This is a genomic window from uncultured Ruminococcus sp., assembly GCF_937915125.1.
Lineage (GTDB): Bacteria > Bacillota > Clostridia > Oscillospirales > Ruminococcaceae > Ruminococcus_C.
The window spans coordinates 1-15,218 of sequence record NZ_CALDMP010000019.1 but is presented as its reverse complement, the minus strand read 5'-3'; the positions used below and the strand labels follow the sequence as shown (position 1 = coordinate 15,218).

General features: G+C 50.7%; 10 protein-coding genes. 3 read left to right on the top strand and 7 right to left on the bottom strand.

What is annotated here, in order from left to right; genetic code table 11:
* Positions 1-99 precede the first annotated feature (99 nt).
* From Q0418_RS01630 to Q0418_RS01615, 4 genes are read right to left on the bottom strand one after another with little or no spacing between them, the layout of a single operon-like run.
* Complete coding sequence (locus Q0418_RS01630; protein ID WP_298481802.1) at positions 100-1,365, bottom strand: ABC transporter permease; 1,266 nt, start codon at positions 1,363-1,365, stop codon at positions 100-102.
* A gap of 15 nt (positions 1,366-1,380) precedes the next feature.
* Positions 1,381-3,141, bottom strand: coding sequence for a hypothetical protein (locus tag Q0418_RS01625; RefSeq protein ID WP_298481801.1), 1,761 nt, complete (start codon positions 3,139-3,141; stop codon positions 1,381-1,383).
* On the bottom strand, positions 3,138-3,848 hold the full coding sequence (locus Q0418_RS01620; RefSeq protein WP_298481800.1) for an ABC transporter ATP-binding protein: 711 nt from the start codon (positions 3,846-3,848) through the stop codon (positions 3,138-3,140). Before Q0418_RS01620 ends, Q0418_RS01625 begins: the two co-directional genes overlap by 4 nt.
* Positions 3,838-5,268, bottom strand: a complete 1,431-nt coding sequence (locus Q0418_RS01615) for an efflux RND transporter periplasmic adaptor subunit (protein WP_298481799.1) — start codon at positions 5,266-5,268, stop codon at positions 3,838-3,840. Before Q0418_RS01615 ends, Q0418_RS01620 begins: the two co-directional genes overlap by 11 nt.
* A gap of 510 nt (positions 5,269-5,778) precedes the next feature.
* Here Q0418_RS01615 and Q0418_RS01610 point away from each other — a divergent pair.
* The 3 genes from Q0418_RS01610 to Q0418_RS01600 all read left to right on the top strand — a co-directional run bounded on the left by Q0418_RS01610 (position 5,779) and on the right by Q0418_RS01600 (position 12,111).
* On the top strand, positions 5,779-8,598 hold the full coding sequence (locus tag Q0418_RS01610; protein ID WP_298481798.1) for a glycoside hydrolase family 2 TIM barrel-domain containing protein: 2,820 nt from the start codon (positions 5,779-5,781) through the stop codon (positions 8,596-8,598).
* Positions 8,598-10,001, top strand: a complete 1,404-nt coding sequence (locus Q0418_RS01605) for an O-antigen ligase (protein WP_298481797.1) — start codon at positions 8,598-8,600, stop codon at positions 9,999-10,001. The genes Q0418_RS01610 and Q0418_RS01605 overlap by 1 nt, the downstream gene beginning before the upstream one ends.
* Positions 10,002-10,197: 196 nt before the next feature.
* Positions 10,198-12,111 (top strand): endo-1,4-beta-xylanase, encoded by a 1,914-nt coding sequence (locus Q0418_RS01600; RefSeq protein ID WP_298481796.1) that lies wholly within the window; start codon positions 10,198-10,200, stop codon positions 12,109-12,111.
* Between the two features lie 64 nt (positions 12,112-12,175).
* On the opposite strand, the gene Q0418_RS01595 is transcribed toward Q0418_RS01600, so the two are convergent.
* The 3 genes from Q0418_RS01595 to Q0418_RS01585 all read right to left on the bottom strand — a co-directional run bounded on the left by Q0418_RS01595 (position 12,176) and on the right by Q0418_RS01585 (position 15,008).
* A complete protein-coding gene (locus tag Q0418_RS01595; protein WP_298481795.1) occupies positions 12,176-12,541 on the bottom strand; it encodes a DUF3783 domain-containing protein in 366 nt (121 codons plus the stop codon).
* A gap of 125 nt (positions 12,542-12,666) precedes the next feature.
* Complete coding sequence (locus tag Q0418_RS01590) at positions 12,667-14,334, bottom strand: ATP-binding protein (protein ID WP_298481794.1); 1,668 nt, start codon at positions 14,332-14,334, stop codon at positions 12,667-12,669.
* Positions 14,331-15,008, bottom strand: coding sequence for a response regulator transcription factor (locus tag Q0418_RS01585; RefSeq protein ID WP_298481793.1), 678 nt, complete (start codon positions 15,006-15,008; stop codon positions 14,331-14,333). Before Q0418_RS01585 ends, Q0418_RS01590 begins: the two co-directional genes overlap by 4 nt.
* Positions 15,009-15,218 lie beyond the last annotated feature (210 nt).

The following is a 15,218-nucleotide window of genomic DNA, read 5'->3' as shown; positions in this document are numbered from 1 at the left end:
ATATGCAAGCATATGACGTGCAAAGCCGTCAGGCGCTCTTTGTGCGGTGTTGCTTTAACATAATGTGCTCTCTTGCTCTAAAAAAATAACAACGATAAATTATTCATATCGCAATGCATCAATGGGATTCAGATTCGCCGCCTTGATGGACGGGATCAGTCCGAACACAATGCCCACTGCCATAGAAAATACCACGGAGACCACAATGGACAGGGAGCTTATCGCCACGGGAACGGATGCAATTCTGGAGATCACCTGCGCCAGCACAATGCCGATGCCGATGCCGATAATGCCGCCGATGCTGGTGAGAACGGACGCTTCTGTCAGGAACTGCGCCAGAATGCGTCTTTTTTTTGCACCGATCGCCTTTTTCAGTCCGATCTCACGGGTACGCTCTGTGACAGACACCAGCATAATATTCATTACGCCGATACCGCCTACCAACAGAGAAATACTAGCAATGGCAATGAGCATGGTGTTGGTAGACGAACTGAGATCCTGCAATGACTTTGCCTGCCCCAGCAGATCTTCGCTCTGATACTGGATCTGCATTTCACTTTCGCCGCCTGCACCAGTCTGCAAAGCTGCATTCATCAGGTCAGCCGCTTTTTTTCCAACCGATGGCATACTGTCCGTATCTACCGCCTTCGCCAGACAATTTTCCGGTTCGTCAAAGCGATAGACAATGGGCCAGGACTGGCTGGGAATAAACATCTTTCCGCCGGAAGAACCCATATATGTCCAATAGTCCTCCTCGGAGTTGATGACCGGTTCAAAGGTATTGCTTTCCACTGCAATTCCCACAATGGTAAAGGGTTCGCCGCCGATATCGATGGTCTCACCAATGGGATTGTCTGAGGAAAACAGGCTTTTTACTGCTGTGTTGTCCAGAATTACTACCTTGCGGTTGTCTGCGTACTCCTTTTCCGTGAAGCCGCGCCCCTGCTGTATCTGATAGCCGGCAGTGTCAAAGTAGGCATTGTCAATGCCAAACATAGCACCGTTGAATGGCGTGTTCCGATAATACACATTTTCGCAGTAGGAACGTGTACGGTAAAAGGAAACAGATTCCACTTCGTCCAGGGCGGCAATTTCCGCCCTGGTGCTGTCGGACACCACCGGCACCCCCTCTGGCACGCCCTGATAGCTAAAATCATAGGGACCTTCCCCCTGATACAGCTGAATGTCCACAGTGTTATTCCCTGCGCCGATGAGGTTGTTTTTGATCTGTTCATTGGTGCCCTTGATGGTGGAGACAATGGCAATGATCGCCGCAATGCCGATGATAATGCCCAGCATCGTCAGAATGGAACGCACCTTGTGGGAAAGGATTCCCTGTAATGATAAGCGTATATTTTCCAGCATACTGCCGCCCCTCCTTTAATAATATGCGGCACTGCCGCTGGTCTCCTGCACAGACGCACCTTCTGTGACATATTTCCCGTATGGGAAACAGATTTTATCCGTTTCGCTGAGTCCGGAGAGTATCTCGATGGAATAGCCGCCGTAGATGATCTTTCCCGTCTGGATGAACTGCTTTTCCAGCTTGTGGTCTTTGGATTCCCGCATGACATAATACTGTCCATTTTCCTGACGCACATAGCTGACCGGGAGATAAAAATGATCGCTATCTGCCTCGCCGGTGAAGCTCAGACTCACATAGCTGCCCACGGAGAGCGTCGTGGCATCTGTAACAGATGCCCGGAAAGGATACATGCTGTTATTGGGGTTTTCTCCGTAATTCTGGGAGTTGTAGGAAACCGGCGTGGTGTCGATCTCCATCACCTCTGCGGTGACCATTTCCCCGGTATCCCAGGAAGTGACGCTGATCAGTGACCCCACCGTCAGCTTATCCAGATTCATTTCGCTGACGCTGCCCTGTACCATCACGCCGCCGCTGCCCTGTACCACCAGATAGGGCTCGTTCTGTTCCAGAAATTCCACCGACTCCGCCACCTTTGTGACAACGCCATTGATCTTGGAAAATTCCTGTGCGCTCTCCTCTTTTTCTGCCGCACTGTCATATTCGATCTGTGCCTTTTTCTGTGCGATCTCCAGAGACTGGATCTCGATTTCCTGCTCTGCGATCTTCTGCTTCAGCTGCGCACGGGAATACATATAGTCCTCCGAATCCCCGTTACTTGCCAGAAGTGCGACAGATGCCATGGGACGGATCGCCGCAGTAGGTTCTGCCACAGGCGTTGTCTCCGGCTCTGTTTCTGGGAGTGTTGTTTCCGTATTTTCCGGTGTTGTCTCAGAAGGTTCTGTGGGCGCTGTGGTGTCCGGCTGAGTCGGCGCTTCCGGCTTTGCCGCCGGATCATATGTGAATGTACCGCCCACCTGAATGGTGCCATACCATGTGCCGCCTCCCCGGATCTGAACGCCGCCGTCCTCTGTGACGTTGACCTGTTCGCCCAGTGTCCAGTCCGCTAAAGTCATGCCGAAAAGGGTATCCCCACGCACCAACCATGCATAAAGGCTCATACCAGACTCATCGTAGACCACAAAAACCGCACAGCTTTTTGCATTCATGATCTGTTCCAGAACAGCCTGTTTCACCACGGTTTGTCCTGTGCAGGCGAACTGATAGGGGTCTGTCTGGGTACCGGTTCCGGCGGCAGCCTGTGTCAGGGCTGAAACCTCCGACAGGGTATTTGCCGGTGCATCCGGTTCCTCCCAGTTGCCGGGATCATCCGGCACTTCGGGATAGATCGGTACAGAAGGTGCTGCCTCGGAAGGCTTCAGTTTTTTGATGCGCTCCAGTTCTTTCTTCGCCTGGCGGACATTGTCCTCTGCCACTGCAAGACTGGTCTTTTTCTGGGCGGCATCCAGTGCCACTGCGGTCATGTCATATTCCAGAAGCGGTGTTCCCACAGTGACCGTATCGCCCTCTTTCACCAAAACTTTTTCGATCAGCTGGTCGCTGGAAAGCACCACATTCTGCACATCGCCAGAAATGACTGTACCGTCCATGGAGATCTCATCGCCCCAGTAGTAATCCATGAGATTGGACACCGGGATCACATCCACCTTATGCTTTTCCGCCTGTTTCGACCGATAGAACAGTATTCCACCAGTGCCGCCCCCTGCCAGCACTGCCAGGCAGACCACAGCAGTCAGGATCCTTTTTCCTTTTGTCATGATGCATCATCCTCCTGTTCCGTTGTAGTCTCCTGAAAGCCGCCCTGCTCCAGCTTTCCGTCACGAATGGTCACGATCCGTCCTGCATGACGTGCAATTTCCGGTTCGTGGGTGATCATGACAATGGTAACGCCCTCCTGATGCAGCTGTTCAAAAAGTCCCATGATCTGCTCCCCGGAACGGGTATCCAGTGCGCCGGTAGGTTCGTCTGCCAGCAACAGTCTGGGATGGCTCACCATAGCACGTGCAATCGCCACACGCTGTTTTTGACCGCCGGAGAGTTGAGTGGGCTTGAATTGAATACGATCCTCCAATCCCACTCGTGCCAGCATTTCCTTGGCACGGGCAAGCCGGTCTTTCTTGCGTACACCAGCATAGAGAAGCGGCAGTGCGACATTTTCCAGCACCGATTGTCTCGGCAGCAGGTTGAAATTCTGAAACACAAATCCGATCTTCTCATTGCGGATGGCAGACAGTTGGTTGTCATTGCACTGTGCCATATCCTGACCGTCAAAAAAATAGGAACCGCTTGTCTGCTGATCCAGCAGACCGATAATATTCATGAGCGTGGACTTTCCCGAACCAGAAGGTCCCATGATCGCCAGATATTCTCCCTCTTCCACCGCCAGATGGATATGGTGCAGCACGGGAACAGGTTCTTTTCCCTGCAAATAGGACTTGCAGATATCATGCAGCTCAAGTACCATCTGCCGCACCGCCTTCCTCTGTATCACCGTCGGCGATTTCACCATATGCTTCATCTATGAGTTCGCCGTTTTCGTCATACATCATTTCATCATCTGCAATTTCGCCGTATTCCTCGTACATCATTCCGTCATCGATCACTTCACCGTTTTCGTCGTACACTATGCCGTCATCAATCACTTCGCCGTCCTCATCATACACCACGCCTTCATCGACAAAAACCCCGTCATCCTCCATAGGGATATCGTCAATATTTGTGGTAGTACGCATTCCTGCTTCCAGATCGTCAGAGGGATAGGCAATGCAGTCATCTTCTGACAGACCACTGACTACTTCACAGTCGCCCATCATCTCATCGCTCTGACCCAGTTCGACCTCACGCTTTTCCAGACGGTCTCTGGAATCCGCTGCCCAGACATAGCTTGTGCCGTCCTCATCCGTGAGAATATAATCCGAATACAACCAGATACCGTCCTTTTCCACAGTATCTCCCATACTCGGCGACACCAGAAGATGCTGTCCCAGCATAAGCCCCTCGCTGGATTCCAGCGTCACATAAAAGGGATACTTGGATGCAGTTGACATATCATCGCTGCCGCCGTAGTAGTACATATCATTCTGGTTCGTCTCCGGCTCAGAGCCGATCTCAGAAATGGTACCATTCCAGGAGGTATCATCGATCCGGGACTGCACCGTGACCGGTTCATCCATGTACAGCATATACATATTCTGTTCGCTGGCGGTACATTTCACACGGAATTCACCGTCAGAGGTAATCTTCATGAGTACATCCGTACCATCCATCTGAAGTTGTTCCACCGTCTTAAGAGACTGCACTGTCCCGGCAATTTCAGCAGTAACTGTGGCGTTATTAATGGTATTTTGCAGCTTTTCCAGTTCGATCTTCTTTGTCTTGATGTCATATTCCGTCTTGGCAATATCCGTTTCCAGAGACTGGATCTGTGTCGTATAGGTCAGCTTATCATCTGCACTGGCAGATTTCTTTTCGTTCTCAAGCTGCGTGATCTGCTGTTTGCTGGCAGTGATCTCGTTTTCCATCCGTTCAATTTCCACATTGCCCTGGGCAAGCTCCAACTCCATGGATTCCACATCATATGTAAAAAGCGGATCTCCTGCTTCTACGTGCGCTCCCTCCTGGACTGCAACATCTGAAATGGTCTTGGACAGATCTGCTTTGATTTCCTTGGTCTCCTGCGGCTCTACTACCCCGGAAAAGCGCATATCTGAAATGGAAGCCGCAGCGGTGTTTATTTCCGACACCTGGCACACATATGCCAGTCCATCAGAATCGCCGTCTGTGCGAAAATGCCGCCACAGCAATACACCGCCGATGCCTGCTGCAACAGCCCCTGCTGTTACCCCGGCAACAGTTCCAATGATGATTTTTCTGGATTTTCCCATATTCCTTCCTCCCGATGCAGCAATATTCCACTGCTGTATTTTGGTTTCTCTTTCACTGTTTTAGCTGTTGTATTTATCATACAACACTATAGTTACAGTATAGCACAGTCTGCACGGGATGTCAACCTGTTTTCAGCAGAAAATATTTCTATGCAAAGAGAAATATTTTTATTTTCATATAATAAGTACGAAATGTACCAGTAGAGTAATTTGTTTTTTCTTGACAGAATCTAGCAGGTATGGTAAACTTAATCTTAGGGAAGCACTGATTAAATCACGCCTTACGGCTTGGCACGCATCTTGCTTGCATATTTTCCGTCATATTTCACAAAAATGCTTGTGAATACACAAAGTATTCACTGTGCTTTTTGTTTCATCTGACGAAAAATCTGACGGCGCAATCTGCGCACCAGATTTAATCAGTGCTTCCTTAGATAATCTGCTCTTTCAAAATCTGTCCTTTCCTCTATGCAGACAGGTTTTTATTTCAACCGAAAGGATTGCTGCAATATGCTGACAATGTACGATTTATCCGGTGTCTGGGACTTCTCCATGGCACAAATGATAAAAGGGGCTTGTCCCACCGCTTTTAACGACACCATTTCCCTGCCGGGTACAACTTCTCTTGCCAAAAAAGGCACACCCAATCCCAGCCGGGAAACCAGCTGCCTCACAGATGCCTACGCCTTTGAGGGACAGGCATGGTTCCACAAAACCGTCTATGTTCGCCCTGACCTGCTGGGACTGCCCATGAAACTGACCCTGGAGCGCACCCGTCTGACCACCCTGTGGATCAACGGCAAGCGTGTGGGTTCCTGCGACAGCCTGTGCACGCCTCATGTTTATGATATTTCCGAATACGTGACAAAGCCGCTGGTGGACATCACGATTCTGGTGGAAAACACAGGCTATCCTACAAAAGGCGGTCATCTGACTTCCCCGGATACCCAGTCCAACTGGAACGGCATTACCGGCGAGATCAAGCTGGAGGTATTTCCGGAGGTCTACGTGGATCATATTCAGGCATACCCCAGTCTGGAGGAGAAAAATGTCACCCTGACCATGCAGCTCCACGGCGCAAAAACGGCTGTGTTCTCCGCTGACGGTATTACCTGCGAGGAAAATGAAGAGGACACCATTCCGCCTTTCCAGGCACAGATCACAGCGGACGAAACAGGAAAGGCATCTGTTACCATTCCTCTGGGAGAAACGATCTATGCGTGGAGTGAATACAGCCCTGCCCTGTATCTTATGACCTATCGGGTAAATGACCATGATATTGGAACGCTCAGCTTCGGACTGCGGCAATTCTGCGCCGACGGCAGCCGCTTCACCATCAACGGTCAACCCACCATGCTCCGTGGAAAACACGACGGCATGATTTTCCCCCGAACCGGCTATGCGCCCACCGATGTCAACGAATGGATTCGCATTCTGCAAATTGCCAAAAACTACGGCATCAACCACTATCGGTTCCACACCTGCTGTCCCCCGGATGCTGCATTTACGGCGGCAGATATTCTGGGCATTTACATGGAGCCGGAGCTGCCCTTCTGGGGCACCATAACCGCAAAAACAGATGAAAACCACAACGAAACGGAACAGCAGTACCTCATTCAATTGGGCGAAAAAATGCTGGAGACCTTCGGCAATCACCCCTCATTCGTCATGTTCTCCCTGGGCAACGAGCTTTGGGGCAATCCAGAACGCATCGGGGAAATTTTGCGCCATTATAAAGCGATGGACAACCGTCGCCTTTATACCCAGGGGTGCAACAATTTCCAACACTTTCCGCTGACGCTCCCGGAGGACGATTACTATGTGGGCGTTCGTCTGAGCAAGGAACGACTCCTCCGCGGCTCTTATGGCATGTGCGATGCACCCCTGGGACATGTGCAGACGGAAAGACCCAACACCATGCACAACTATGACGATATCATTTTCCCGAAGCAAACTGAGGATACTCCAGAGGACGATGTGCAGGAAATCGAGATTCAGTATGGCACTGGTGTAAAAAAAGTAAAAGTCAACAAATCTGCCGGCGGTCTGATTCCCACAAAGCCTGTTATTACCCACGAGATCGGGCAGTATGAGGTATACCCTGATTTCCATGAGATCGAAAAGTATACCGGGCCGCTGAAAGCACGTAATTTTGAGATATTCCGGGAACGCCTGGCGGCAAAGGGTATGCTGTCACAGGCAGATGATTTCTTCCGGTGCAGTGGTGCACTAGCGGCGGCATGCTACAAAGAAGAGATCGAAGCGGCAATGCGTTCCCAGTACGTGGCTGGATTCCAACTGCTGGATTTGCAGGACTTCAGCGGACAGGGCACAGCGCTGGTAGGAATGCTAGATGCTTTCATGGAGAACAAAGGGCTGATCACACCGGAGGAATGGCGCATGTTCTGCTCTGATTGTGTGCTCCTGGCGCAGTTTCCATCCTATGTGTGCATTACCGGCGAAATGTTCGTGGCAAAGATTTCCCTGCGCACCACGCTTCCCACTCTGCCCCAGCACTGCACCGCAGAATGGCTGATGGTGACGGAAAACGGCGAGACCCTGGGCGAAGGCAGTTTCCCCATTACCGCAGAATCTGCCGGACTGATCGAGGTGGGCAGTATTTTCTGCCGGATGCCGGAGGAGACGGCACATCCCCTGCGGATGCACCTGATTCTGTCCATTACCGACACAGATGTCTGCAATGCCTACGACCTGATGCTCTACCCTGCCATCGGAATGCCGCCGCTGGAGAGCCGGGAGAATCTCTGCATGACTGAAAATCTGGAAGAAGCTCTGTCGCAGCTGGCAAAAGGCGGACGTGTACTCTATCTGCCCACAGAGACAGCCCAGTCCATACCGGGCTTTTACTGCACGGATTTCTGGTGCTATCCCATGTTCCGGGACATCTGCAACTGGATGAACAAGCCGGTTGCCGTGGGTACCATGGGATTGTGTATCCAGGCGGATCACCCGGCACTGGCACAGTTCCCTACCCAGGAATTCAGCACGCCCCAGTGGTATGATATCGTGAGCAATGCAGACTGCGCGATTCTGGATGAAACGCCGGAGGGATTTACACCCATTGTGCAGATGATCGACAACTTCGAACGTAACCACAAGTTAGGGCTGCTCTGGGAGGCAAAGGTGGGCAGCGGCAGTCTGCTGGTCTGCACCAGCCGGCTTTCCAGTATTGCCACCCGTCCGGAAGTGCGTTGGTTTGCAAAGAGCCTTCTGGCGTATGCGGTTTCTGAGGCGTTCCAGCCGGAACAGGAGATGACGGCGGAACAGCTGCGGCGGATCTTTGGGGAAAAGGAGAAGCCGGAAGCGTAATGAAAAAATATACAGAACAGTTTCAAGCCATTTATCGCTCCAAAACAGTACCCGAAATGCTTCGCAACATCTCCTGGGAAATGGTAGCATATCTGGCACTTCTGCCACTGCTGCTGTTTACTGCCGCACCGCTGTATCAGCTGATCCGGGACAGCATCGACCCACCCCAGTCCACCCATTTTATGATGGATACGCCCAGCTTTTCCTATTCCTATACGGTAAACACCATTTCTACCATTGCCGCAGTAGTGGGGATCCTGGTGATTCTGCTGTACATCGGCAAAACACGCCAGCTGCACTGGCAGTGGAGAGACCTTGTGCGTCGCAATGTTCCCATGGTATTTTTCGCCGCATTTGTGGTGTGTATGATCGTTTCCACATGTCTTAACGGTTTCACCCAGGCAGCACTTTCCGGCGACCCCTATCGGAACGAGAGCCTTTTCACCTACATACTATACGTCCTGATATACTTTTTCTGCGGCGCAGTGATCTTCCAGCCTAAGTGCAAATGCATTCTTATGTATGGCTTTATGGGAGTCAGCCTTGTGATTGCCGCCAGCGCCCTGGTACATGCATGGATGATACCGCTGCCGGCATATTCTCAGAACGCAGGACTTTCTGCCGTATTCCACCAGTTCAACCACTACGGATACTATCTGCTGTTCAGCATTCTGCTCAGCAGCGCACTGTTCGTCACCGAAAAAAATCCCAGCCGAAAAGCATTGTGCCTATTTGTTTTTCTGATAAACAATGTTGTTCTTGTGGTCAACGACACATTCGGCTGTTATCTTGCCGTGTTTATTGCCCTGCTGTTCCAGTGCATGGTTTTCTGGATCAAGGACAAGCGGTTCAGCTGGCTTTCCCTGTTGTTGCTGGGTTGTTTCCTGGGCGTTTCTCTGGTTATGAGCATCTGGTATGACACCGTTTTCCACAATGTTTTCGGCTTTTTCCAGGATATCAGCAATGTTGCAGAAAATCCGGATGATTCCGGCAGCGCCGGCACCGGACGCTGGACGCTCTGGGTGCACACATTGCAGTATATTTCCGAAAAGCCGCTGTTCGGTTTTGGCGTCGAGGGCATTCATGATCGGCTGGATCTGGAGACAAACCATTGCAATAATCGTCCTCACAACGAGTATCTGCAATATGCCGCCTTTTTTGGCATTCCGGCGGCGATCCTCTATGTCTGCGGTCTGGCATCTGTCTACATCCACAGTTGGAAATACCGTGCAAAGCTGGACGGTTATTCCATCGCTGCACTCATCGCTGCATTCGGTTATCTGATCTCCGCCTGCTTTGGCAACACCATGTATTATACTACGCCTTGGCTGTTCCTCTTTCTGGGATTCGGGTGCAGTATAACATGCCTTGCACCGGAACAACAAAAACAAGAATCACCATAACAATTTCACTTTATTCTGAATATACACTCAAGGGGCAAACTGCCTTCGCATGCATTACAGCTTTTCAAAGTTGCAGGCGAACACAGTTTGCCTCTGTTTTTTGACTTTCGTCATAATTTCTTGTGCAATTGGTTGACATCTTCCCTAAAATGTGATAGAATAAATGTATATTTATACTTGTTGGGAGGACAGGTTTATGAAATCAATGTTAGGAAAACGGATTCTGGCTGGTCTGCTGAGTACGGTTCTGTTGGGTACGGCAGTTCCCATGGCAAGCGTGCTATCGACCCAGTCGGTATCCCCCATCGTCAGTGCTGCGGAGGCAGAGGACGGCACTACCGTCATGTACGCCACGGACTTTGAGGATGGCGTAGTAGATGCCTTTACGGGCAGAGGCGGCGTGGAGACCATTGCTGCCACAACGGCCCAGGCACACAGTGGTTCCTATTCCATGTGTGTCAGCGACAGAGCAAAGAACTGGAACGGCCCTCAATTTTTGCTGGATGGCTTGCTGGAAGTGGGCGTAGAGTACACGGTCAGCGCTTTTGTCAGAGCCGCATGGTACAATTCTGTTAAGCTGAGCATGGAATATACCGATGCATCCGGCGAACGCCACTATAACAATCTCAGTTCTGTTGCAAATGATGGCAGCGACTGGAGTGAATTCTCTAAAATCAAGTTCAGTATCCCGGAAAATGTCACAAAGGTGTACCTGTACTTTGAATGCAATGACCAGGCAGACATTTATGTGGACGACTTCGAGATCCGTACCGCGCCGGTCTACAAGATCCAGGAGGATATCACTTCCTTGAAAGATGCCTATGCAGACTACTTCAAAGTTGGCACAGCAGTTACCGCATCGGAGCTTGCACCGCAGTCTGCAAAGGATCTGATCCTGAAACATTTCAACAGTGTTACCCTGGGCAATGAGCTGAAGCCGGATGCCATTCTGGATCAGGCGGCTACCCTGGCAACAGGCAGCGAAACCGATCCCCAGGTCAATCTGGCAAGCGCCAGATCTATCCTGGATTTCTGCCGGGACAATAATATTTCCGTAAGAGGTCACGTTCTCGTATGGCATCAGCAGACACCGGACTGGTTCTTCAAAGAGGGCTTTACTGATGACGGCGATTGGGTTACCACAGAGGTCATGCTGCAACGTCTGGAGAACTATATCAAGAATGTTTTCACTGCTGTAAAAGAAGAATATCCCACTGTAGACTTCTACGCATGGGATGTTGTAAACGAGTGCTGGCTGGATGACGGCAGCTATCGTCCGGCAGGTTCCCAGAGTGATGGTTCTAACAATTCGCCGTGGGTAAAGATCTTCGGGGACAATTCTTTCATTGAACCGGCATTTGAATACGCCAGAAAGTATGCACCGGAAGGCTGCAAACTCTATTATAACGACTTCAATGAATATATGCCCGGCAAGACTCAGGCCATCTACGATATGGCAATGGATTTGAAAGAAAAGGGACTCATTGACGGTATCGGCATGCAGTCACACCTGGATGTAAGATCCGGCAGCGATGCATTTCCCTCTGCCAGCGTCTATAAAAAAGCCCTTGCGAAATTCGCAGAGACCGGTCTGGATATTCAGGTCACCGAATTGGATGCAACGGTAAATGACAATACCGAAGCCGGATTCGAAGCACAGGCGCAGTATTACAGCGATATTATGGATGCCATTGTGGAATATAAAGACAGCGTTTCTGCCGTCGTATTCTGGGGCACAACAGACGACAAAAGCTGGCGTGCTTCCAAGTATCCGCTGTTGTTCAATGAGGATTTTACCGCTAAACCGGCGTATTATTCCATCGTGGACGGTCTTGAAGTACCGGTCACCACGACCACCAGCACAACGACCACCACTTCGGAAACCACAACAACGACAACAAATTCCCAGCTGAACATCATTCCGGGAGATGTCAACGGAGACCGCAAGCTGAATGGTTTTGACCTGTCACTTATGCGGCAGCAGCTGAGCTCCTTTACAACGACTACAGTCGTTACTGACGCAGAATTTACCGCATTGGATATGACCCAGGACGGCATGTTCGGCACACCGGATGCAGTGGCACTGCTGCGATTCCTGCTTAACGAATAAAAAATAACCATTATAGCACAAAAAAGCACGGCTTTTCCGAAAGGATGAACCGTGCTTTTGCATTTCATTTTTCTACCATGGCACGCCGTTCCCGTTCCAGCTCATGTGCCAGCTGAAAGGCATTCCAATTAAGATTGGTCTGCGTCAGAACCGCCTTGTGTGGAATCACCAATCCAGCCGTCCGCAATGCTTGCAGCAGACGGTCAATGCGGTTATTTTTCAGCCCACACATAACCAGCAGCCCTGTTTCCGGCAGAACCGTATCTGCGGCTGCATCTGTCGAAGCACTGGCGTTAGCATATCCAGCAAGGCTGCCCAGACTTCGGTAATATTGTTCCGGTGGGATAATGATGGTACGCAGACGGAGTTTTGCGGCAATTTGTTCCACTGCCACGGGGTCGGGCAGTCCGATGAGAAGCAGTTTTTCCATGTTCATTCTCCTTGTAGTAGTTTATCTGCATTATTATAGCACAGATCCGGTAGGATGTCCAGTTTTTTGCTGCAACAGTAAAAGAACGCGGCACAATCTGTCCCTACACCATTCTTTCATTACCTCTAGCGTTTTGGAAACGTCAATCTGATCTCCGTACCCTTCCCCATTTCACTATCCATCTCAATGGTGGCATGGTGCAGTGCAGCGCCGTGCTTTACAATAGACAAGCCCAGTCCGGTGCCGCCGACAGCCTTGGAATGGCTCTTATCCACCCGATAAAACCGTTCAAAGACACGTCCCTGCTCTGCCGCCGGGATGCCGATGCCGGTATCCTTCACCGTCAGCTCCACAGCATCTGCAGTCTGCTTTACGCCGACCCAGACCCGACCGCCGGGATGATTGTATTTCACAGCGTTCTCGCACAGATTATAGACCATTTCCGACAGCACCTGCCGCACGCCGAACACAAGTCCATGGCTGCCATTGGAGACAAAGGTCACGCTGTTTTTCTTTGCCACAGAGGCAAGCTGCTGTACCACATCCCGGGCAATATCCAGTAAATCCACCTGTTCCCGTTCCAGCGGCACCTGATCCTCGTCCAGCTGGGACAGCTTTATGATATCCCCGATCAGCGTAATCAGCCGCTGGGATTCATCGTAGATCTTCCCGGCAAAATGGGGGATATCCTCCTGCCGTACAATGCCGTTCCGGATGATCTCTGCAATACCGGAAATGGAAGTCAGCGGCGTTTTCAGTTCGTGGGAAACATTCGCCGTAAACTCCCGACGATACTGCTCCTGTGCCTCTTTTTCCGTAATATCCAGAACAAGAATCACCGCTCCCACCAGATCCTGCTCTGTATCCGGCTGACAAACCGCATTAGCAAGGATCTGATACACTCTGCCGTCCAGTTCCAGGGTCTGCTGGGAATGCCGTCCCCGCAGTGCACTGTCCACCGCTGTCCGGAACCCCTCGCTGCGATTTACCGCCAGCAGATTCTGGTGCGTCTCGTCCGGATGCATCCCGAAGATACGCATGGCACTTTTATTATACGAAAGAATCTGATAATTGCGGTCTACCACAAACAGACCTTCGCTCATATTCTCCGTGATCATGGAAAATTCCTGCTGCTGCTTGCGAATTTTCTCCATTTTTGCGTCAATTTCCCGGTTCTGGGCTGCAATACGCTGGAGAAAAGGGGAGAGTTCCTCATAGGTCTCCACCTGCTCCGGATGCTTCAGATCAATCTCGCTGAAGGGACGCACAATTTTTTTGGATACCCGATAGGATAAAAATCCCGAAAGAATGCACGCCGCCAGCAAAATAAAGAAGAAGGGGGACAGCATTCCGCCCATGAGAAAGAGAACTGAGCTTTGGGCTTTTGAAATACGTACCACAGAGCCATCGCTGACACGTGCTGCATAATAGATGGTATGCTCTGACAAGGTAGAGGATTTCCGGATACTGGTACCGGACTCCCCTTCCATTGCCTGTCTCACTTCTTCCCGGTCTGCATGATTTTCCATTTCTTCTGCATCATAGCAGTTGTCATAGAGTACTGTACCATCCGAGGCGATCCATGTGATGCGGCAGTCCTTTTCTCCCAGCGCATGGAAGTACGACATGCCCTCATCTTCCACTCCCTGAATCACAAAGGACGCAGTTGTCGCCATTTGTTCCAGGAGCAGCTTTTCGAAGTGTTCATACAGCACGCCGGTGATCAGTGCCAGACTCAGCAGCAGCACGGATACTACCACAGTAATGGTGGAGAGAAAAATCTTTTTGGTCATGTTGTTGCATCTCCTGAGCGATAGCCAATACCTCTGACAGTTTCAATGTACTTGCCGCATTCTCCCAGCTTCTGCCGCAGATGGCGTACATGCACATCTACGGTGCGGCTCTCGCCGTCGAAGGAATAGCCCCAGATCTGGTTCAGCAGCTGATCTCGTGTAAAGACCACCCCCGGATTCTCCAGCAGCAAGCACAGCAGTTCGAATTCTTTCAGGGTCAGGTTCACCGTTTCACCGGCAACCTGTACCACATGCCGTGTGGGATTTACCGTCAGGTCTCCCAGACACAAAATTTTTTCCTCTGCCGGCTTTTCTGTCCGGCGCATGACTGCCTTGATACGTGCCACAAGTGCCATCATACCAAAGGGCTTGGGCACATAATCATCTGCACCGCAGTCCAGTCCCACCACCTGGTCATATTCCGTGCCCTTTGCTGTCAGCATAATCACAGGCAATTCCCGGGTGGCTTTGTCACTGCGGATCTTTTTCAGAATTTCCAGACCGTCCTCTTCGGGCAGCATAATATCTAGAAGTACCAGTTCCGGCTTTTGCGATGCCATGGCATTCCAAAACGCAGAAGGCAGCGCAAACCCCTGGGCTTCCATGCCGGTACTGCGCAGTGTATAGATCACTAACTCCCGGATGCTGTCGTCATCTTCTACCAAATAAATCATAATACCGCCTTTCCTGCGTTCCCATAATACAAAAAGGAACGTCACACGGATGTTCCTTTCTTCCTTGTTATGGAGTTTTTGGATTCCGATCACTATTATAGTATCATGAATCTGACCGCACGTCAAGTGAATGCATACGAAATCTCACGCAATACATAGGGCAATACCGCACAAAGATTGTGCGTCAGATGCGCCGTCAGATTTTTCGTC

Bases quoted from the DNA above. Each gene is read 5' to 3' on its own strand.
- Q0418_RS01630 (WP_298481802.1), bottom strand. From the start codon at position 1,365: ATGCTGGAAAATATACGCTTATCATTACAGGGAATCCTTTCCCACAAG.
- Q0418_RS01625 (WP_298481801.1), bottom strand. From the start codon at position 3,141: ATGACAAAAGGAAAAAGGATCCTGACTGCTGTGGTCTGCCTGGCAGTG.
- Q0418_RS01620 (WP_298481800.1), bottom strand. From the start codon at position 3,848: ATGGTACTTGAGCTGCATGATATCTGCAAGTCCTATTTGCAGGGAAAA.
- Q0418_RS01615 (WP_298481799.1), bottom strand. From the start codon at position 5,268: ATGGGAAAATCCAGAAAAATCATCATTGGAACTGTTGCCGGGGTAACA.
- Q0418_RS01610 (WP_298481798.1), top strand. From the start codon at position 5,779: ATGCTGACAATGTACGATTTATCCGGTGTCTGGGACTTCTCCATGGCA.
- Q0418_RS01605 (WP_298481797.1), top strand. From the start codon at position 8,598: ATGAAAAAATATACAGAACAGTTTCAAGCCATTTATCGCTCCAAAACA.
- Q0418_RS01600 (WP_298481796.1), top strand. From the start codon at position 10,198: ATGAAATCAATGTTAGGAAAACGGATTCTGGCTGGTCTGCTGAGTACG.
- Q0418_RS01595 (WP_298481795.1), bottom strand. From the start codon at position 12,541: ATGGAAAAACTGCTTCTCATCGGACTGCCCGACCCCGTGGCAGTGGAA.
- Q0418_RS01590 (WP_298481794.1), bottom strand. From the start codon at position 14,334: ATGACCAAAAAGATTTTTCTCTCCACCATTACTGTGGTAGTATCCGTG.
- Q0418_RS01585 (WP_298481793.1), bottom strand. From the start codon at position 15,008: ATGATTTATTTGGTAGAAGATGACGACAGCATCCGGGAGTTAGTGATC.